Annotated in this window: 20 protein-coding genes and 1 pseudogene; 15 read left to right on the top strand and 6 right to left on the bottom strand. The window is 71.3% G+C overall.

From position 1 onward, the window contains the following. Positions 1–8: 8 nt before the first annotated feature. Positions 9–1,718 carry an AAA family ATPase gene (locus CS2_RS18465; RefSeq protein WP_082739899.1) on the bottom strand — a complete coding sequence of 570 codons (1,710 nt, stop codon included), beginning with the start codon at positions 1,716–1,718 and terminating at the stop codon, positions 9–11. Positions 1,719–1,953: 235 nt separating this feature from the next. Here CS2_RS18465 and CS2_RS05370 point away from each other — a divergent pair, with 235 nt between their 5' ends. Continuing rightward, positions 1,954–2,298: a TFIIB-type zinc ribbon-containing protein gene (locus CS2_RS05370; protein ID WP_070319190.1), complete on the top strand. Its 345-nt coding sequence runs from the start codon at positions 1,954–1,956 to the stop codon at positions 2,296–2,298. 52 nt (positions 2,299–2,350) lie between these two features. Here CS2_RS05370 and CS2_RS05365 read toward each other — a convergent pair whose 3' ends face one another. Both CS2_RS05365 and CS2_RS05360 read right to left on the bottom strand, forming a co-directional pair. Next, positions 2,351–2,677: a hypothetical protein gene (locus tag CS2_RS05365; protein ID WP_070319189.1), complete on the bottom strand. Its 327-nt coding sequence runs from the start codon at positions 2,675–2,677 to the stop codon at positions 2,351–2,353. Further along, on the bottom strand, positions 2,674–3,693 hold the full coding sequence (locus CS2_RS05360) for a TerC family protein (RefSeq protein ID WP_070319188.1): 1,020 nt from the start codon (positions 3,691–3,693) through the stop codon (positions 2,674–2,676). Before CS2_RS05360 ends, CS2_RS05365 begins: the two co-directional genes overlap by 4 nt. Positions 3,694–3,983: 290 nt before the next feature. Between CS2_RS05360 and CS2_RS05355 the strand changes: the two genes are divergently transcribed. The 5 genes from CS2_RS05355 to CS2_RS18760 all read left to right on the top strand — a co-directional run bounded on the left by CS2_RS05355 (position 3,984) and on the right by CS2_RS18760 (position 7,965). Beyond that, entirely contained in the window at positions 3,984–4,814 is an 831-nt protein-coding gene (locus CS2_RS05355) for a hypothetical protein (protein WP_070319187.1), read from the top strand. Between the two features lie 98 nt (positions 4,815–4,912). Continuing rightward, positions 4,913–5,809 carry a DUF72 domain-containing protein gene (locus CS2_RS05350; protein WP_070319186.1) on the top strand — a complete coding sequence of 299 codons (897 nt, stop codon included), beginning with the start codon at positions 4,913–4,915 and terminating at the stop codon, positions 5,807–5,809. 132 nt (positions 5,810–5,941) lie between these two features. After that, entirely contained in the window at positions 5,942–6,247 is a 306-nt protein-coding gene (locus tag CS2_RS05345) for a hypothetical protein (protein WP_070319185.1), read from the top strand. Between the two features lie 78 nt (positions 6,248–6,325). Continuing rightward, a complete protein-coding gene (locus CS2_RS05340) occupies positions 6,326–7,504 on the top strand; it encodes a lactate/malate family dehydrogenase (RefSeq protein ID WP_082739898.1) in 1,179 nt (392 codons plus the stop codon). After that, positions 7,501–7,965 carry an ACT domain-containing protein gene (locus CS2_RS18760; protein ID WP_169798625.1) on the top strand — a complete coding sequence of 155 codons (465 nt, stop codon included), beginning with the start codon at positions 7,501–7,503 and terminating at the stop codon, positions 7,963–7,965. Before CS2_RS05340 ends, CS2_RS18760 begins: the two co-directional genes overlap by 4 nt. Before the next feature lie 403 nt (positions 7,966–8,368). On the opposite strand, the gene CS2_RS05330 is transcribed toward CS2_RS18760, so the two are convergent. Continuing rightward, entirely contained in the window at positions 8,369–8,578 is a 210-nt protein-coding gene (locus tag CS2_RS05330; protein WP_070319183.1) for a hypothetical protein, read from the bottom strand. Between the two features lie 467 nt (positions 8,579–9,045). Between CS2_RS05330 and CS2_RS05325 the strand changes: the two genes are divergently transcribed. Further along, a complete protein-coding gene (locus CS2_RS05325; protein WP_070319182.1) occupies positions 9,046–9,705 on the top strand; it encodes a nucleoside/nucleotide kinase family protein in 660 nt (219 codons plus the stop codon). A 61-nt stretch (positions 9,706–9,766) separates the two neighbouring features. Here CS2_RS05325 and CS2_RS18460 read toward each other — a convergent pair whose 3' ends face one another. Both CS2_RS18460 and CS2_RS19405 read right to left on the bottom strand, forming a co-directional pair. Then, on the bottom strand, positions 9,767–10,039 hold the full coding sequence (locus CS2_RS18460) for a hypothetical protein (protein WP_082739897.1): 273 nt from the start codon (positions 10,037–10,039) through the stop codon (positions 9,767–9,769). Positions 10,040–10,465: 426 nt separating this feature from the next. Beyond that, positions 10,466–10,936: an Abi family protein gene (locus CS2_RS19405; RefSeq protein WP_217997365.1), complete on the bottom strand. Its 471-nt coding sequence runs from the start codon at positions 10,934–10,936 to the stop codon at positions 10,466–10,468. A gap of 320 nt (positions 10,937–11,256) precedes the next feature. On the opposite strand from CS2_RS19405, the gene CS2_RS05310 reads away from it, so the two are divergent. The 8 genes and pseudogenes from CS2_RS05310 to CS2_RS05275 form a co-directional block, all read left to right on the top strand. Then, complete coding sequence (locus CS2_RS05310; protein ID WP_046529732.1) at positions 11,257–11,946, top strand: FadR/GntR family transcriptional regulator; 690 nt, start codon at positions 11,257–11,259, stop codon at positions 11,944–11,946. Between the two features lie 119 nt (positions 11,947–12,065). Continuing rightward, positions 12,066–13,322 (top strand): ABC transporter substrate-binding protein, encoded by a 1,257-nt coding sequence (locus CS2_RS05305; protein ID WP_070319179.1) that lies wholly within the window; start codon positions 12,066–12,068, stop codon positions 13,320–13,322. A 2-nt stretch (positions 13,323–13,324) separates the two neighbouring features. Then, complete coding sequence (locus CS2_RS05300) at positions 13,325–14,284, top strand: carbohydrate ABC transporter permease (protein WP_052748396.1); 960 nt, start codon at positions 13,325–13,327, stop codon at positions 14,282–14,284. Then, positions 14,281–15,135 (top strand): carbohydrate ABC transporter permease, encoded by an 855-nt coding sequence (locus tag CS2_RS05295; protein WP_070319178.1) that lies wholly within the window; start codon positions 14,281–14,283, stop codon positions 15,133–15,135. The genes CS2_RS05300 and CS2_RS05295 overlap by 4 nt, the downstream gene beginning before the upstream one ends. 61 nt (positions 15,136–15,196) lie before the next feature. Next, a complete protein-coding gene (locus CS2_RS05290; RefSeq protein WP_070319177.1) occupies positions 15,197–16,285 on the top strand; it encodes a mandelate racemase/muconate lactonizing enzyme family protein in 1,089 nt (362 codons plus the stop codon). Between the two features lie 2 nt (positions 16,286–16,287). Further along, positions 16,288–17,112: an SDR family oxidoreductase gene (locus CS2_RS05285; protein WP_070319176.1), complete on the top strand. Its 825-nt coding sequence runs from the start codon at positions 16,288–16,290 to the stop codon at positions 17,110–17,112. Next, positions 17,109–18,005 carry a dihydrodipicolinate synthase family protein gene (locus tag CS2_RS05280; protein ID WP_217997364.1) on the top strand — a complete coding sequence of 299 codons (897 nt, stop codon included), beginning with the start codon at positions 17,109–17,111 and terminating at the stop codon, positions 18,003–18,005. Before CS2_RS05285 ends, CS2_RS05280 begins: the two co-directional genes overlap by 4 nt. Before the next feature lie 122 nt (positions 18,006–18,127). Beyond that, positions 18,128–18,530, top strand: a pseudogene (locus tag CS2_RS05275) (fucose isomerase); the annotation flags it as partial.

Raw genomic sequence — 18,530 nt, 5'->3', positions numbered from 1 at the left:
GTAATTCGCTAGGGCGACCCGTCCGAATCCCTCAGAGCAGTGCGCGCGGCCGTCAACTCATCGATGAGCAGTGCATTCGAAACTGAGTCGATTCTCCGCATTCGGCCGAAACGCTCCTGTGCAAGACGATTCAGTGCCTTGAGAACCTGCTTCCCGTGACGGAATCTGGCAGGGTTTGCCTTGTACTCTGCCATGCATGAGTGAGCGATCGCCCCAACGTTCGGCTGTGATTGCCCGTCGCGCCGATTTGCGTACGCCTGCCGAGTTCGCGCGTTAATCAGTTGACTCGTGCTAGCTTCCTCAACAGCGATAGTTGCGTCTTCTAGCAGCGATTCTACAGCCTCTCTCGGTTGGTCTGAGTAGATCGTGAGAAGATGATCGAGACGCAGGAAGCAGGACTCAATATCTGTGCCTGCAGTGGCGAAGGCGTGGAGGCCCGCGTCCCTCAAGTCAGAAAGGTCGGCATCAACGTCTTCATCTGCCCGGTAGTCGCGATCCAAATGAACAAGCACAAGAGTTCCGGGCGCGTGCTCAAGGATGAATCGACCGAGAGCCTTCGCGGCGAAGAGCTTGGTGCAGTTGTTGTAACTCCAAACAGAGTATTCTCGTTCGGCAAAGCCGTTCGCGGCGAGAATTGTCTCGATATAACTAGTGTTGGAGTCTTCTGTGAGCAAGACCAACGGAGTTGCTCCATTGCGCAGTCGATCACTGGCGTCCAGAGCGCCTAGTTCCATCAATGCTTGTGTGGTATCTAGCGGCGCCGCCTCTCGCGAACCGCTGCTCATCCAATGCGTCGTGGCACCTAGGCTCACGCACTCGTCTAGGAGATGTCGAGAATGTGTCGACATCAGAACTTGAAAATCCTCCTCTTCCGCGATTGTGGAGAGAATTCTGGCAAGTTTTCTCTGGTTGTCTGGATGGAGATGGGAGTCGGGCTCATCCAGGATCAGCAATCGTGGTCGGTAGACGCCGATATAAGCAAGCACCTGCGCGGCTTGCAGAATTCCCGTCCCGCTCGAGTCGATTGGAAGCCTGGTTCCAGAACGAGTTACCGTCGCGAGGATGTGCTCGTCGTTTCGTGCATCGAACACCACGTCTATGGCCACATCGGGAAACACCTCAGCTAGTCGACTGCAGAACTGCTCCCACTGAACGGGCTCGCTGCGAAGAATCCATAGGACATTTCGAAACACGTTGTTCGCATCACCTCGTGCGGCGGCTCGTCGAACAATCCCCTCAGATTTGTATTCTTCAAACGATGGGATTCCTGCAAGGCCGGGCGCGATCACGCTAAACGGTTGCTCAAGGCTTTGGAGAGATTGTCCCATCTCCTGCCCGGTGACGACTGCGGAGATATTCCTGTTTTTTCCTCGTCGGACGGCGATAGTTGCCATCGTCGCACCGGCGTTGAAAGACACGCAAATCTGACTTTCAGGCGACTGTCTCAGGGCGCCGCCCCGCGCAAGCGTCTGCACGTCTCGAAGCGGTGTGTAGATTAGCTGGTCCGCAGAGAGCGTTCCAGCAAGAGATTCGCCGTTCCTCCACTGGTTCGTCCCATCGAGGATGATGCTCTGCACCACGGAGACGCCAAACTGGATTGCCTGGAGCACGCTACTCTTGCCAGAATTGTTTGGGCCAACGAGTAGCGTGACGCGACCCAAGGGAATGGTTGTGTCATCAATTGACTTAAAGCGTTCAATTCGGACTGATTCCAACATTACGCCTCTACTCCTTTCGTTGGGCCCCAGGCTAGACTGGTTCGACGAAATCTGGGTCTGATTCGGCTGAGCGATCTTGGGCTTGTGGGCTGAGCACTCGCAGCGTGTGGGTCCGTCAGCGCATCGCGTGGCCGGTTTCCAAGCGTTCGCTGAGCTGTTGGTTGACCCCTCCCTCGCCTGCGCGGTCGCTGGTGGGCGCGTACCGTGTGCCCACGCTGCCGAGAGGAGTCCCGGCATGCTGTGCCCCGTCGACCAGGCGACGCTCGTCATGACCGACCGCCAGGGTGTCGAGATCGACTACTGCCCGGTGTGCCGCGGCATCTGGCTGGACCGCGGCGAGCTCGACAAGATCCTCGACCGCGCCGCACCGGCCGCACCGGGCGCCGACCCGCGCGCCGTCCCGGGCGCCGCGGCGCCCGCGCCCGCGTACGGGACCCCCGAGCCGCGCGGGTACGACGACCGACGTGGTTACGACGACCGACGTGGCGACCCGCGCGGCGGCTACGACGAGCGCCGCGGCTACGACGGCCGCAGGCGCAAGAAGCGCGAGTCGTGGCTCGAGGACCTGTTCGACTTCTGAGGGCCGTCGCCGGGCCCGCCGCGCTGCCCGTGCGCCGGTGGCGGCGGAACGGTCACCGGGACGCCGCGGCGGGGTGCGGGGTCCCGAACAGCGCGAGCAGCTCGTCGACCTCGTGGGGGGCGGTCGACGGGTGCCGGAAGGGTCGGTGCTCGGCGATCGTGTAGTGGGTGCGCCTGCCGGTGCGGTGCCGGTGCAGGTACCCGGCGTCCTCGAGGTCCCGCAGCACGAGCAGCGTGGCGCGCGGCGTGATGCCGACGACGGCGGCGACGTCGGCCACGCGCGCGTCCGGGTCGCGGGCGACGGCGAGCAGCACGTGCGCGTGGTTCGTCAGGAACGTCCACGACGTGCGTGGCCGCCCCGTGTCGGCCCCGGCGGTCACCGGCGCACCGCCGGCCGGCGGAGCACGGGCTCGAGCTCGCGGATCTCGTCCTGCGTCGCGACGCGGAACGGCGGTGCGACGGGTACGGGCGCCGCGCGGCGGCCCTGCCCGCGGGTCGCGTACAGGCTCGCGCCGACGCTGACGGCGAGGATCGTCGCCACGACGGCCAGCGACAGGCTCGTGGGGACGTACAGGACGTCGATCTTCAGCAGCATCTTCACCCCGACCCACATGAGCACCAGCGCGAGGCCGACCTTGAGGTAGACGAACCGGTGCATGAGGTCGGCGAGCAGGAAGTACATGGCGCGCAGGCCGAGGATCGCGAACGCGTTGGCGGTGAAGACGAGGAAGACGTCGTCGGTCACGGCGAAGATCGCGGGGATCGAGTCGACCGCGAAGACGATGTCGGTGACCTCGACGAGCACGAGCACGGCCAGCAGCGGCGTGGCGAGCAGGACGCCGCCGCGGCGCACGAGCAGCCGCTGGCCGTGGAAGGCGTCGGTCATGGGGACGTGCCGGCGGAACAGCCGCCAGGCGCGGGACCGCTCGGGGTCGAGGTGATCGTCACGCTGGCGCAGCATGCGGTACCCGGTCCACAGCAGGAACGCCGCGAAGAGGTAGAGGACCCAGCCGAAGGTCTCGATGAGCGCCGCCCCGCCGGCGATGAACGCGCCGCGGAACACCAGCGCCCCGAGCACGCCGAGGAACAGCACGCGGTGCTGCAGCTCCCGCGGGACGGCGAAGTAGGTGAAGACGATCGCCCAGACGAACACGTTGTCGACGGCGAGCGACTTCTCGATGAGGTAGCCGGCAAAGTACTGCTGCCCCGCGTCGGCGCCCCACACGCGCCAGACCAGCGTGCCGAAGCCCACGCCGCACGCGACCCACACGGCGGACCAGGCGGCCGCCTCCCGCACCCCGATGACGTGGGCGCGGCGGTGCGCCACCAGGTCGATGGCCAGCATGGTCAGGATCGCGGCCAGCACGGCCAGCCACACCCACACGTCGACGTCCACGAGCAGACCTCCGGTCGGACACCGGAGGTCTCTCCCGGCCCGGGCGAGGGCCCGCCGCGCCGGACCACCCGTCCGGGGTGGCCGTGGTGACGACGCGGCGTCGGGGGATACTCCCCTCCACGTGGACAAGTGAACGGCAGTTCACCTGTTGCGTCAACCGCTCGGGACGCACCGACGCCGTCCGGGTCGCGCATCGCGAGGTGGTGGCACGAGGCCCTGCGCGACCGACGACCCACCCGCGGCCCCGCACCCACCGCTAGGGTCGCGCCGACCCCGGTGACAGGAGAGACGTGAGGCTGTTCCGACGCGACCGCACCCCGCCGCCCGAGACGCTCGGTGCAGGCACCGCCCTGACCGTCGACGTGGTCGAGGGGCAGCTCGTCTCCGTGCTGACGTGGACGCGCGAGCTGCGCCGCGTCGTCGACGGCGCCGTGCCCGCGCTCACGGTGCTGCGCGACGCGGGCTTCGAGGGGACCGTGCAGCTGCGCGCCGGTGACGCCTCGGGTGCCGTGCGTGGGGACGTGCGGCTGCGCACCGGCCCCACCCTCGGGATCGAGGTCGAGCCCGGGGGTGGTGAGTTCGTGCTCGTCCTGCGACGAGGTGCGCAGGAGCTGCGGGTCACCGGGGTGTGCACCGAGCTCGAGCCGCTGCCCGGCCTCGGGCTCGAGGACCCGCACTCCATCGCGCTCGCCGAGGTGGTGCTCACCGTCGCCGCGGCCGTCGCCGAGGACGCGGACGACCCCGTCGCGCTGCCGGCGCCGCTGACCGTCACGCGCGCCAACCTGCAGCTCCTCGCGGAGACCGACGACCTGCCCGAGCGCTGGTGCGCGTGCCTCTTCGTCACGCGTCCGCACGACGTGCCGCCGGACGCGGACGAGGAGCTGCGGTCCGCGCTGTGGGTCGAGCACACCGAGGGCGTCAAGGTGAACCTCGACGGGTCGGTCGCCGACGACCCCAGCGAGCGGGACGACCCCGGGGCGGACCCGCACGCGGCGCTCGCGACGCTCGAGGAGTGGGCGGGCACCGAGGTCGACCTCGGCCCGTACGCGCGCTGGCTCGCCGAGCGCACGCAGGAGTGGCTGGGCATGACAGTGCCGGGGCTGTCGCCGACCGGTCGCTGACCGGACCGGGCGGCCGGGGCGAGACCCGCCGGGGCCCGTCGTAGGGCGGGACCGCGCCCCGGGCGGCGCCGCTGCCGGCTCGCTCCTACAGTCGCCGCATGGCAGGCGCGGTGCGCATCGGCATCTCCGGGTGGCGGTACCCGCCGTGGCGGGGCGTGTTCTACCCGCCGGGCCTGCCGCAGCGCAGCGAGCTCGCGTACGCGGCCGCGCACCTGGGGTCCGTCGAGATCAACGGGTCGTTCTACTCGTTGCAGCGCCCGGACTCGTACCGCGCGTGGCGGGCGGACACCCCCGAGGGGTTCGTGTTCTCGGTCAAGGGGCCGCGCTTCGTCACGCACATGAAGAAGCTCGCGGGCGTCGAGACGCCGCTCGCGAACTTCTTCGCGTCGGGCGTGCTGGCGCTGGGGGACCGGCTCGGGCCGCTGCTGTGGCAGCTGCCGCCGAACCTCGGCTTCGACCCCGACCGGCTGGCCCGGTTCTTCGACCTGCTGCCGCGCAGCACCGCGGCGGCGGCGCGCCTCGCGGAGCGGCACGACGACAAGGTCGCCGAGGGGCGCGCGCTGACGACGACGGACGCGGACCGGCCGCTGCGGCACGTGCTGGAGGTCCGGCACGACTCGTTCGTCACGCCAGCGTTCCCGCAGCTGCTGCGCACGCACGACGTCGGCCTGGTCGTCGCCGACACCGCGGGGCGCTGGCCGCACCTCGAGGACGTCACGAGCGACGTCGTCTACGTGCGTCTGCACGGGCACGGCGAGCTGTACGTCTCGGGGTACGACGACGCGCAGCTCGACGCGTGGGCCGCGAAGGTCGCGGCGTGGGCCACGGGGGCGCCGCCGCCGGACGGCCCGCGTCTCACGCCCCCGGCGCCCGACCGCCCGCGTGACGTGCACGTCTACTTCGACAACGACGTGAAGGTGCGCGCCCCGTTCGACGCGGCGGCGCTCGCGGCGCGGCTCGCCGAGCGCGGTCTCGGGGCACCCGTGGGTCGCTGAGGGGCGTTCCGCCGGACGGGTGGAGTCGTGGTCACAGCGCGAGCCCGTCGGTTATGACCGCTTAGTCTTCCCTCCGGCGGGGCCGCGGGGCACGGCCACCAGGGCACGGACACCACGAGCACGGGACGGCACATGATCTTCTTCGGCTGGGGACGACGCGGCAAGACGGCCGAGCTCGACCCGGGGCGCGTCCTGGTGCGCGCGTGGTCGTACTTCCACATCTTCTGGCTGTTCCGCATCTCGTGGCCCAAGGGCTACACGCTCGCCACCGCGACGCCCGACGGCTGGGCGCAGCGCGCGATCTCCGACGAGGAGGGCCGCGCGCTCGACCCGAACGGTGCGACGGACGTCAACGTGTGGTGGCGCTTCGGGCTGCTGCTGCCGCTGATCGGCATCGTCTGCTCGGTCGTCATCGCGTCGCTGTTCCCGTCCGCCTGACGTCGCGGGCCTGACCCCGGCGCCCCGGCGCGGCCCCGCGCAACACCCGCGTCATCCGGCACCCGTAGCGTGACCGGCATGGACGTGGCGGTGCTCGGGGCGACGGGCGACGTGGGCCGGCAGATCTGCACGCAGCTCGTGGAGCGGCAGGTGCTGCCGCCGACGTCGCGGCTGCAGCTCGTCGGGCGGCCCGGCGGGTCGTCGGGGCGCGCGGTGCACGGCCTGCGTACGGACCTCGTCGACGCGTACGACGAGCACGCGCCGCTGCTGGACGTCGCGCTCGACCCGGACGACGTGGTCGCGGACGTGGTCGTCGTGGCGGCCGGGCGCACGCCCCCGCCGACGAGCGACGGCGTGCCCGCGTCGCGCGCCGAGCTCGCGGCCGACAACGCCGCGGTGTTCCGCGCGTACGCCGACGCGCTGGCCGCGCACGGGTCGGGCAGCGAGGTCGTCGTCGTGGTGTCGAACCCGGTCGAGCTGGGAGTCGCGATCCTCGCCGAGCGGCTGGGGCGGCACCGCGTGATCGGCATGGGCGCGTGGCTCGACACGCTGCGGTTCCGCCGCGAGCTCGCGGTGTCCCTGGGGGTGCGTCGGCACCGCGTGGGCGGGTTCGTCGGCGGGCAGCACGGCGAGGACGCGGTGCCGCTGTGGTCGACCGTGCGCATCAGCGGCCTCGACGTCGACGAGCGCGAGCGGGCCGTGGCGCGGCTGCGCGGCGGCCGCACGCTCGCGACGTTCCCCGCGGAGGTCGCGGACGCGAAGGCGCAGCTCATGGCCGTGGCCTCGCGCGACATCGCGGCGGCGTTCGCGCTCATCGACACCTGGCCGCCCGACCTGCGGGTCGTCGCGCGGCCCTGGATGACGCACCAGTCCGGCGCCAAGACGGCCACGGGCACCGCGTCGGCGACGATCGACCTGGTCGAGACGATCCTCGACGGCCGCGAGATCGTCGTGGCCGGTCAGGTCGCGCTCGCGGGCGAGGCACGGGTGGGTGGGGCGCCGGTCGACGGCGTGCTGGGCGTGCCGGTCGTCGTCGGGCCCGAGGGCTGGACGCGCGTGCTGCTGGACCCGCTGCCGCCCGACGAGGACGCGCGCCTCGCGCAGGCGGCCGCGGCGATCGCGGCGGGCACCGCGCCGTGGACGAGCGGCACCCCGGCGACGACGAGCCCCGCGACGCCGAGCCCCGTGACGACGAGCCCGCCGACGACGACCCCTGCGACGACGACCCCGGCGACGACGGACGGAGCGGCCCGGTGACCCACGACGACACGCGCTGGGTCGGGTACGTGCGCGCCGACCACCGCACCGGCAGCATCGCCGCGCTCGCGGGCGTGTTCGCGACGCGCGGCGTCAACGTCGACTCGATGGCGACGGGCGACGTGCACGACGACGCGGGCCTGGTCGTCGTGACGTTCCGCGCGGGCGAGCGGCGCGCGCGGCTGCTCGCGCGCACGGTCGAGCGGCTGCCGCAGGTGCGTGCGGTGCTGCTGCGCCTCGCGGACGACGAGCGCGTGCGCGCCGCCGCGGTGGTCCGGCTGCCCCCGGGCGTCGCGTTCCGGCCGCCGCCCGAGGCGTCGGTGCGCTGGTCGGGCGACACCGCGACGGGCGACCCGCTGCTGGTCGAGGGGCCGCTCGCGGACGTCGAGCTCACGGTCGAGGCGGCGCGCGCGGCCGGTGCGCACGCCGACGCGGCGGTCATCCAGCCGCCGTACGCGTGAGGGTCAGACCCCCGGTACCGAGGTGAGTCGACGATGAGGGCGTACGGGTCGAGCGGCTAGCGGCTGATAGAGCGCCGCGCGCTGGTCAGGGCCAAGCAGGCCACGAGCGCCGATCATGTGCTCAGTGTCCGGCTGCCCTCGGACATCGGGCCGAGGGCGGGGGAGGAGCTGCCGTCCGGACGCGACGGTGGCCGGACGGTCGCCGTCGCGGCACCTGTCCGGCCGCCGGTCATGGTCTTCCGTCGTGACCGGTCCGAGCCCGACGACGCAGCGGCGCGGGAAAGACGCGCACCGTCGCTGTCTTGATCGGACCGCTCACGTTCCCTCGATCACCGTCCGAACGGATGCTCAAGGCCAGGTTGAGGGCGGATTGCCATGCGAGCGCAGCGGGCACCCGGTCGAGCTAGATCCCCAGCCGACGAGGGAACCGCGCGAGTGCTCTGGCTCGAAAGCTCAGGTCGAAGTTCAGTTGCCAGGGGCGCGCCGGATCGAGCCCAGGTGCGGCGGCCGCGGCAAGGATCCGCTCGGTCACGACCTCGTCCGACAGCTCCCGGAGGCCGTGCGCGGGCGAGATCGTGGCGAAGCGACCCCCGCCTTCCTCGAACTCGTGCACCAGCTCGACGTACAGCGACGACGACGGATCGACACATCCACCGTGCCAGGAGGCACCGACACCCAACCCTCACGGAGTGTCGTCGCGCGTCACCTGCGGTCCTGCACCGCCCGGGCGATCGGAGGAGTCATCGCTGCCCCTCGCTTGTGGTGATCGACTCCCCGGGCGGCGGCCGACAGCTCCGCTACCAATTCTCGTAGATGTGCTCCTTCCCGGGTCGCATGGTGAGACAATGGCCTGAGCTGGTGAGTTCAGAACAACACGGCGGCCCGCGACCGGGACCCCTAGCACGTCGATCGCCAGGTAGGTCATGCCCTGCGCGGCCAGGATCGTCGGCACCACCGCACCGACCGCGGCCACCACGGTCGCCTGCATGGCGTGCAGAGGCCGCTGCTCGGCTGGGTGCCCCGTCAGGACCGCGAGCGTGACGCCCCCGGGGAGCGACAGTCTGGGTAGGGTTCACTGCTGTGACGACGACCCGACGCCAGATCCTCGCCACCATCGCCGAGCAGATCCCCGAGCCGGTGAGCGTCGGGCGCCCCGTCCGCGTCGGGATCGACGGCGTCGACGGCTCGGGCAAGACCTGGTTCGCCGACGAGCTCGCGGACGTCGTCCGTGGCTGCGGCAAGGAGGTCGTTCGGGTGTCGATCGACGGCTTCCACCGATCGCGCGCCGAGCGGTACGTGAAGGGCGCGAGGTCGCCAGAGGGCTTCTACCAAGACTCTTACGACTACGACCGCTTCCGCGCCGACGTGCTGGACCCCTTCGGCCCCGGCCGCGGCCGCGTCTACCGCCACACGGCGCACGACGTAGCGACGGACGCGTACCTCGACGTCGAGCCGCGTCGCGCAGGCCCCGAGGCGATCCTGCTCGTCGATGGGATCTTCTTGCACCGTGACGAGCTGCGTCGGTATTGGGACTTCTCCGTCTACCTCTACGTCCCGTTCGAGGTCTCGGTCCCGCGCATGGCATCGCGGGACGGAGGGTCGCCCGACCCCGCCGACGAGCGCAACACCCGCTACGTCGAGGGGCAGCGCATCTACCACCGGGAGTGCGACCCGGCGGCGCGCGCGACCGTCGTCGTCGACAACTCGGACCTCACGGCGCCGGTGATCGTCCGGGCCTGATGCCGTCGTCCCGCCGCAGGACAGCGCGCTGCGGCGGGACGACGGTGGGTCGGACTGTGGGTCAGGCGGCGGCCCGGTGCACGTACCGCGCGAGCTCGTCCTCCGTCACGTCAGAGCAGGGCGCGACGACGCGCGAGCCACCCACAGTCGCTCCCTGCCGCGCGGTCGCCACGGTCGGGCCCGCGGGCAGCCCCAGGCTGTCCCAGACCTGACGGGCGAGGACCGGCAGGATCGGCTCCGCGAGGAGCGCGAGCCCCAGGAGCCAAGCACCGGTGTCGGTGCCTCTAGCAGTCATCCAGCCCTCGAGCACGGCAGTCGCGGCCGGGACGTCCATGGTGTGCAGGTCCAGTGCCTCGTTCTGTGCGTCGAGGGCCTTCTCAATGTCGCCGGACCACGCTGCCGGAGAGCCTGCCGCGCCGTCGAGAGCAGGTACCAGAACGTCTGCGGTCCAGCGTCGCAACGTCCGGGTGCGATCGACCAGGCCACGCAGGCTCAGCAAGGTCTCGGTCGATCATCCGCGCGAGCATCAGACACTGCCGATGGGCTTCCTCCGAGCTCATCCGCCTGTGTCGACCGTTGAGGGGCAACCCGTGGATCAGCGGCTCGTGGTGAGCGACGCGGTTGCGGAGGTCGTTGACGTTCTTGCAGACGCCTTGCACCCATCGTCGGGTGAACGTGGTCTCGGCGGCGGCTGTGCGATCGCCCGTCGGGTCAGCGAGGATGCGGCGACGCTCGATGCGCCCACCGGGGAACGCATGCTTCAGAGTGGCGTGCCAGAGCGCATCGTAGTCGGCGGCGATGCGGCGCGGTGGCTTGCCGACGTGCCCCCGGCATCCAGGAGGTTGGTCCAGAAGCCGAACATGCACTGAGCGACTAGACGGCCGGGTACATCAGGGTCCTGTGCGCGTCGCTTGACGCTGTCAGGCAAGGAGGCCCACGCGCTGGACAGCTGGCGCGTGCTGCGGTCGTCGAGGACGACGGTCGGATCGCTGTACCAGTGCGCTCCCCATGCGGCGGTAGCTGCGTCGCGGATCGCGTTGCGAAGGGCGACCTCCAAGATCGCGATGTCCGCGAGGAACGCGACTGACAGGTCGCGATTCCAGACGTAGAGGTCGCGCGCCAGACCCGGATCGCCCCCTGCAGCGTGCTCGAACGTCGCGAAGCGCGGGGCGGAGATGCCGCGATCGAGACCGCTGTGCCGGTGCGGGACGCCTTGAGCCGGTCCTGTCACGCTGGTAACTTAGCGGGCAGAAGTCCCCCGGATCGCGCTTTGAGGTTCAGCCTCAGGGCACCGGGGGTTTTTCTTTGCCCGGGCCCACCCTGGGGGCGGTTCGGCGGGCCCCCATCAGCGGGTCTGCGCGCGGCGGCCCAACAGCGCGATGGCCAGTGCGACGTGATGCACGCCGATGAGCGCACCCCCACCTCGCAGCACCTTGTCGGACAAGTGACCACTTCGTGTTGTCCTGCCCGCTGCTGCCTGCCTAGCGTGGCGCTCGTCGCACTCCGGGTGCGGCGCGAGTCCTCAACGAAGAGGTGAGCAGCTTGTCCGACATGTTGGCGGGGCAGGACGAGGTCGACGTCCGGCTGGTCGAGCGGATCGTCGAGCTCGGCCTGCGGGTCGGCGAGGTGCTCCCCACGGAGTCGGAGATGGCGGCGGCCATGCACGCGGGCCGTCCGCAGGTCCGCGAGGCGCTGCGCGTCCTCGAGGCGTTCGGCGCGGTCCGGTCACGGCAGGGCGCGCGGCGCGTGTGGCTCGGGTTCCACCCGGACCGGTTCGGCCTGTACCTCGCCGCGGTGCTGGGCGTGTCGGACCGGTCGGTCGAGGAGCTGTTCGAGATCCGGCACGCGTTCGAGATCAGCCACGTCGCCGAGGTGACGGCCCGCATGACGCTCGCCCAGCAGGACGACCTGCGGGCGACCGTCGCGGCGATGACGACCGGGGCACGGCGCGGGCAACCCGTGCACCGGGAGGACGAGGCGTTCCACCGGGCGCTGTTCTCGTCGGTCGAGAACCGCGTGTTCGAGGGCGTCTCGGCCGCGTTCTGGCGCCTGCACGGGCGTCTCGAGGGGGGCGCGCGGCAGCAGGAGGACCTGCTGTCCGTCGCGGCGATGCACGCGCGGATCCTCGAGGCCGTGGTCGCACGTGACGTGCGGCTCGCGACCCACGAGCTCGACGCGCACTTCTGGGGGGTCCGGCGCCGGCTCGACGACCGAGCGGCGACCGTCCCCGCCCTCACCTGACGGGTCGGGCACCCGACCCGCACCACCTGTCCGGGCCCCCGGGCGCAGCGCTGCGCCCCGGCACGCCCGGAGCACCCGACACCACCACTCGTAGGTCATGCACGGCTCAAGGAGGAGCAATGAAGGCACGCAGCAAGGTCGCCGCCGTCGCGCTGTCGATGGCCGCGGTCACCGCGCTCGCGGCGTGCGGGGGCGGCGACGACGCCGCCGAGGGGCCCACCACCGTCGAGTACTGGCTCTGGCAGGACGACGCCACCGACACCACCTGGGACGACCTCGCCAAGGACTTCAACGCGACGCACGACGACGTGCAGGTCAACCTCACGACGATCCCGCTCGAGCAGTACCAGGACCGGCTGCTCACGGCCGCGTCCTCGGGCACCGCGGCGTGCGCGGCGCGCAGCAAGGACTGGTGGCTCGGGCAGTTCGCGCCGCAGGGGATCCTCGCGGACCTCACCGACCAGGTCGAGGCGTGGGACGGCAAGGACGACGTCATCGACTCGCTGTGGGACACGGGCCGCCTGCCGGGCAGCGACGCGGTCTACATGCTGCCGCACCAGTACGTGACGCTGTGGCTCTACTACAACAAGGACCGCTTCGCGGAGGCGGGCCTCGAGCCGCCGACGACGCAGCAGGAGTTCCTCGACGCGGCCGCGGCGCTCACCGACGCGGCGGCCGGCAAGTACGCGTTCGACGTGCGCGGCGGCGCGGGCGGCCAGGACCAGTGGATGGCCTGGATGTTCGCGGGCGGCGCCGACGTCGTCGACTCCGCGGGCGACGTCGTGCTCGACAGCCCGGAGGCCGTGGCCGCGAACGAGCGGTACCTGTCGGTCGTCACCGAGCTGGACGCCGCGCCCCCGGGCTCGGTGACCGCGGCGTTCGCGCCCGTGCAGACCAACTTCGCGGCCGGCACGACCGCGATGATGATCCACCACCCCGGGTCGCTCAACGCGATGCGCGAGGCGCTGGGCGACGCGCTCGGCGTCGTCCCGATCCCCGTCGGCGACGGGGCCGGGCCTTCGACGCTCACGTCGATGAGCGGCAACGTCGTGCTGCAGTCCTGCAAGGACAAGGACGCGGCGTTCGAGTGGATCTCGTGGCTCGCGACCGAGGAGCCGATGCGCACGGTCTCGACGTCGATCCAGGGGCAGCTGCCCGTGCTGGAGTCCGTCGCCGCGTCCGAGCCGTTCTCGACCGACCCCGACCTGCAGCTCGCGGTCGAGGCCGCGCGCACGGCCAAGAGCTGGCCCGCCCTGCCGGGCGTCGCGCAGCTCGCCGCGAAGGAGTTCCAGACGCAGGTGCAGATCGCGCTGCAGGGTCAGCAGTCCAGCGAGGAGATGCTCGCGAAGCTCGTCACGACGCTCGAGCAGGACTGACCATGACCACCGTCACCACCCGAGCGGCCGGTCCCACCGGTACCACCGGCACCGGCCGCTCGGCCACCACCCCCGCGCCGCGGCGTCGCCCGCGGCGCGGGCTGGAGGCCTACGTCTACCTCGCGCCGGCGCTCGTGCTGGTCGGCACGTTCGCCGGGTACCCGCTCGTGCGGTCGGTGTGGTTCGCGTTCAACGACGTCAACCCGTTCGTCGGCGTGCAGGGGTTCGTCGGCCTGCAGAACTTCGTGGACGTCGTCACCGCGCCCGACTTCGGGCTGCTGGCCCGCAACACGCTCGTCTGGACCCTGGGCGCGGTGCTGCTGCAGCTCGTGCTGGGCCTGGTCGGCGCGCACCTGCTGAACGCGAAGTTCCCGCTGCGGGGCGTGTACCGCGGGCTCGCGATGATCCCGTGGGCGACGCCCAGCGTGCTGGTCGCGCTCATGTGGATCTGGATCCTCGACCCCAACCACGGCGTGCTCAACGCGGCGCTGCGCGGGCTGGGCGTGATCGACCGGCCCATCGCGTTCCTGTCGGAGTCGTCGACCGCGCTGCCGACGCTCGTCGCGGTCGACGTGTGGCAGGGCGTGCCGCTGTTCGCCGTCATGATCCTGGCCGCGCTGCAGGGCGTCGCGCCCGAGCTGCGCGAGGCCGCGGGCATGGACGGCTGCGGCCCGGTGGGCGTGTTCCGGCACGTCGTGCTGCCGGCGATCCTGCCGACGATCCTCATCACGACCCTGCTGCGGCTCATCTGGACCGCCAACTACGTGGACCTCGTCCTCATCATGACCGGCGGCGGGCCGGGCCTGGCCTCGACGACCCTGTCGCTGCAGTCGTACGTCACGGCCTACAAGGCCATGGACTTCGGCACCGGCGCCGCGTACGCGGTGCTGCAGGCGGCCGTGCTGTCCGTGCTGGTCGTGGTCTACATCCGCCTCACCTCGAGGAAGGGGGCCGGCCGATGAGCGCCGTCTCCGCGCGGCTGGGCGGCCTGGCGGCCGCGCGCCGCACCGGCCTGTACGTGCTGCTGACTGTCTGGATCGTCACGATCCTCGGGCCCTACGTGATCATGTTCCTCACGTCGCTGACGCCGTCGTCGCAGCTCGCGTCCGCGGGTGCGTCGCTGTGGCCCTCCGAGATCAGCACCGCGGCGTACTCCGAGCTGCTGGGCTCGACGCCGTTCCTCACGTACCTGCGCAACAGCCTCGTGGTCGCGGCGGTCGCCGTGCCGCTGGCGCTGGTGTGCGCGAGCGGCGCCGCGATCGCGCTGTCCCGCTTCGAGTTCGTGGGGCGCCAGGTGTTCATGGTCGCGGTGCTGGTGGCGCAGCTGCTGCCCGCGGTGCTGCTCGTCATCTCGCTGCAGGGCCAGCTGCGGGTGTTCAACCTGCTCGACAACGTGCTGGGCCTCGCGCTCGTGCACGCCGCGTTCGCGACGCCGTTCGCCACGTGGCTGCTCAAGGGCTTCCTCGACTCGATCCCGCGCGAGCTCGAGGAGTCCGGCCGCATCGACGGCGCGAGCTCGTGGCAGGTGGTCCGCATGATCATCGTCCCGTTGCTCGCCCCCGGCATGGTCGCCGCCGGCACGTACATCTTCATCCTGTCGTGGAACGAGTTCCTGTACGCGCTGACCTTCATGCAGTCGACGTCGACGCGGACGCTGCCGATCGGCCTGCACCTGTTCATCGGCGAGTACCAGATCCGCTGGGACCTGCTCACCGCCGGCGGCGTGCTCGCCGTCCTCCCGGTCGTCGCCGGGTTCCTCGTCGTCCAGAAGCGCCTCGTCGCGGGCCTCGCCGCGGGCGCCGTCAAGGGGTGATCGCGCAGCGCAGACCCACCCCGCCGGCACCCGTACGCACCACCCCCGGAAGGACCCCGTCGTGAAGATCGAGAGCATCGAGTACCAGCTGTCCCGCCTGCCCCTGCCGAAGGGCACGTGGGGCGACCAGATCCACGTCGTCACCCACATCGAGATCATCACCGCGCACCTGACGACCGACACGGGCGTCGTGGGCGTGGGCCTGTCCCACACGTCCGGCGTCGGCGGGCGCGCCATGATGGCGATGCTCGAGGAGCTGACGCCGACCCTGCTCGGCCAGGAGGTCGCGGCCGTCCCGCTGTGGCACCGCTCGTGGCAGTACCTGCGCGACAACGGCCCCGGCGGCACGACGACGCTCGCGCTCGCGGCCGTCGACATCGCCGTGTGGGACGCGCTGGCCAAGGAGCGCGGCGTGCCGCTCGCGGACCTGCTGGGCCGCGTGCGCGACCGCGTGCCGCTGTACGGGTCGGGCATCAACCTCAACCTGTCGGCCGAGGAGGTCGTCGAGCAGGTCAAGGGCTGGAAGGCGGACGGCTACTTCGCGGCCAAGGTCAAGGTCGGCAAGCCTGACCTCGAGGAGGACGTCGAGCGGCTCACCAAGATCCGCGAGGCCGTCGGCATGTACCCGCTCATGGTCGACGCGAACCAGGGCTGGACCCTCGGGCAGGCCGTGCAGGCCATGTCCCGGTTCGAGCACCTGGGCCTGTACTGGGTCGAGGAGCCGCTGCGCGTCGACGACGTCGTGGCGCACCAGCGGCTGCGGGCGCGCTCGACCACGCCGATCGGCCTGGGCGAGAACGTGTACACGCTGCAGCAGTTCAACCAGTACCTCGCGAACGACGCGTGCGACTTCGTGCAGGCCGACCTCGGGCGCGTCGGCGGCATCACGCCGTACCTCGACATCGCGGCGCTCGCCCGCGCGTACTGCGCGCCCATGGCCCCGCACTTCGTCGTCGAGCTGTCCGCGCACGTCCTGTGCTCGGTGCCCAACGCGCTGTGCGGCGAGATGACCGACGGCGGCACGCTCACCGAGCTCGGCGCGATCCTCCCGCAGCCGCCGCAGCGCGGGTTCTTCGTGCCGCGCGACGTGCCCGGCCACGGCCTCGAGCTCGACACCGAGCACCTCGCGGCGCACCGGGTGGAGGTGTGACCGTGACCGACCACCTCTTCGGCCTCGAGGGCCGCACGATCGTCGTCACCGGGGCGCTGGGTCAGCTCGGCTCGGCCCTCACCCGCGAGCTGCTGGCGCGCGGCGCGCGCGTCGCCGCGGTCTCGCGCGAGGCCGCGCCCGGCCCGGATCACGCGCTCGCGGACCTCGTGGACCACCCGCACCTGCGGTTCGCGGCGCTCGACATCGCCGACCAGGCCAGCATCGAGGCGGGTCTCGACGCCGTGCTCGAGCCGTGGGGCGCCCCCGACGGCCTGGTCAACACCGCGGGCATCGACACGCAGCCCAGCGCACCGCCCGAGGTCTCGGGCCCGTTCGAGCACTTCCCGGTCGAGGTGTTCCGGCAGGTCGTGGACGTCAACCTCACGGGCACGTTCCTCATCACGCAGGCCGTGGGGCGGCGCATCCGCGAGGCCGGCAAGCCCGGCTCGATCGTCGCGGTCGGCTCGATCTACGGCATGGTCTCGCCGGTCCAGGACATCTACGCGTACCAGGAGGAGCGCACGGGCGTCCCGTTCGTGAAGCCCGTCGCGTACTCGGCGTCGAAGTCCGGGATCTACAACCTCACGCGGTACTGCGCGACGTACTGGGGCCGGCACGGCATCCGCGTCAACACGCTCACGCCGTCGGGCATCGAGCGGGACACGCAGGACGCGACGTTCCAGGCCAACTACACGAGCCGCATCCCGATCGGCCGCATGGCCACGACGGACGACTTCCTGGCGCCCGTCGTCTACCTGCTCAGCGACGGCTCGCGCTACATGACGGGCGCGAACCTGGTCGTCGACGGCGGGTGGACGGCGTGGTGAGCGACCTCGAGCGCATCTTCTCGGCGCTCGTCACCCCCACGCGCGCGGACGACTCGATCGACCTCGACGCGCTGGGCGAGGTCGTCGAGGAGCAGCTCGCACGCGGCGTCGAGGGGTTCTACTGCTGCGGCTCGTCGGGCGAGGCGCTGCTGCTCTCGCTCGACGAGCGGCAGCAGGTCGTCGAGCGCGTGACCCGGCAGGTCGCCGGGCGCGTGCCGGTCGTCGCGCACGTCGGCACCGCGAGCACCGCGCAGACGGTCGCGCTCGCGCGGGCCGCGCAGGAGTCCGGCGTCGCGGCGATCTCGATGATCCCGCCGTACTACTACGCGTTCACGCCCGACGAGATCGAGCGGTACTACCTCGAGGTCGTCGAGGCGGTGGACGTGCCGGTGCTGCTCTACAACATCCCGCAGTTCACGCGCGTCGCGTTCGACAAGTCCAACGCCTCGACGCTGCTGACGCACCCGCGCGTGGTCGGCATGAAGCACACCGACCACAACCTGTACTCGCTCGAGCGGCTCGTGCAGGCGTTCCCCGACAAGGTGTTCGTCAACGGGTTCGACGAGCAGTACCTGTCCGCCCTGGCGGTCGGTGCGCGCGCGACGATCGGCACGACCGTCAACATCCAGCCCGAGCTGTTCGCGCGCGTGCGCGACCGGTTCGCCGCGGGCGACCTCGCGGGCGCGCGGCGCACGCAGTCGCAGATCAACGAGGTCGTCGAGACGCTCGTCGCGCACGGCGTGTTCCAGTCCGCGAAGTACCTGGCGTGCGCGCGCGGCGACGTCACGGGCAACTGCCGGCGGCCGTTCCGTCCGCTCGACGACGACGACCGGGCCGCGCTCGACGCGCTGCGGGGCCGCATCGCGACGTTCGTCGCCGAGGACGCCGCGTGACGGGCCAGGCCGTGCCCACGCAGCGACGGGGGTCGGCCGACGCGCCGCCCACCCCCACCCCCGTCCACCCTGCCCCCGCGCACCGTCGCGCACCGGGCCCCGACCGACCAGGAGAGGTCGCCATGTCCACGTACGTCTTTCCCGACGTCGCCCCCGAGCCCGTCGCCCCGCCGCGTACTGCGTACCTGGTGGCGTCGGGCGACCTGCGGGAGTCGGCCAACACCGCCGGCTGGGCCACGCAGGTCGAGCTGGAGCACGTCGTCACGGCGGCGTTCGCGGAGCACGGGTGGGACGTGGTCCGTGCCAACGGGGTCGACCCCGTCACGGGCCACGGGTTCATCAGCTCGCAGCGCATGGGGTTGGAGGTGTTCGCGAGCATCCCGCCCGACGCGCCGTTGGTGGTGGCCGAGGCGGTGTGGCAGTACAGCCACCACGTGCTCGCGGGGTTGCGCACGCACCGCGGCCCGGTCCTGACCGTCGCGAACTTCGCGGGGGACTGGCCAGGGCTGGTCGGCCTGCTGGGCC

The sequence above is a fragment of the Cellulomonas iranensis NBRC 101100 = JCM 18110 genome, from assembly GCF_001552375.1.
In the GTDB taxonomy this organism is placed as follows: Bacteria; Actinomycetota; Actinomycetes; order Actinomycetales; family Cellulomonadaceae; genus Cellulomonas; species Cellulomonas iranensis.
Note: the sequence above shows the minus strand (reverse complement) of the source record. Positions and strands in the feature narration are given on the sequence as shown.

Coding starts and splice junctions, on each gene's coding strand:
- CS2_RS18460 (WP_082739897.1), bottom strand. CDS start 10,039: ATGGACGTCCCGGCCGCGACTGCCGTGCTCGAGGGCTGGATGACTGCT.
- CS2_RS05340 (WP_082739898.1), top strand. CDS start 6,326: ATGGACGTGGCGGTGCTCGGGGCGACGGGCGACGTGGGCCGGCAGATC.
- CS2_RS05350 (WP_070319186.1), top strand. CDS start 4,913: ATGGCAGGCGCGGTGCGCATCGGCATCTCCGGGTGGCGGTACCCGCCG.
- CS2_RS05310 (WP_046529732.1), top strand. CDS start 11,257: ATGTTGGCGGGGCAGGACGAGGTCGACGTCCGGCTGGTCGAGCGGATC.
- CS2_RS18465 (WP_082739899.1), bottom strand. CDS start 1,718: ATGTTGGAATCAGTCCGAATTGAACGCTTTAAGTCAATTGATGACACA.
- CS2_RS05370 (WP_070319190.1), top strand. CDS start 1,954: ATGCTGTGCCCCGTCGACCAGGCGACGCTCGTCATGACCGACCGCCAG.
- CS2_RS05295 (WP_070319178.1), top strand. CDS start 14,281: ATGAGCGCCGTCTCCGCGCGGCTGGGCGGCCTGGCGGCCGCGCGCCGC.
- CS2_RS05345 (WP_070319185.1), top strand. CDS start 5,942: ATGATCTTCTTCGGCTGGGGACGACGCGGCAAGACGGCCGAGCTCGAC.
- CS2_RS05300 (WP_052748396.1), top strand. CDS start 13,325: ATGACCACCGTCACCACCCGAGCGGCCGGTCCCACCGGTACCACCGGC.
- CS2_RS05305 (WP_070319179.1), top strand. CDS start 12,066: ATGAAGGCACGCAGCAAGGTCGCCGCCGTCGCGCTGTCGATGGCCGCG.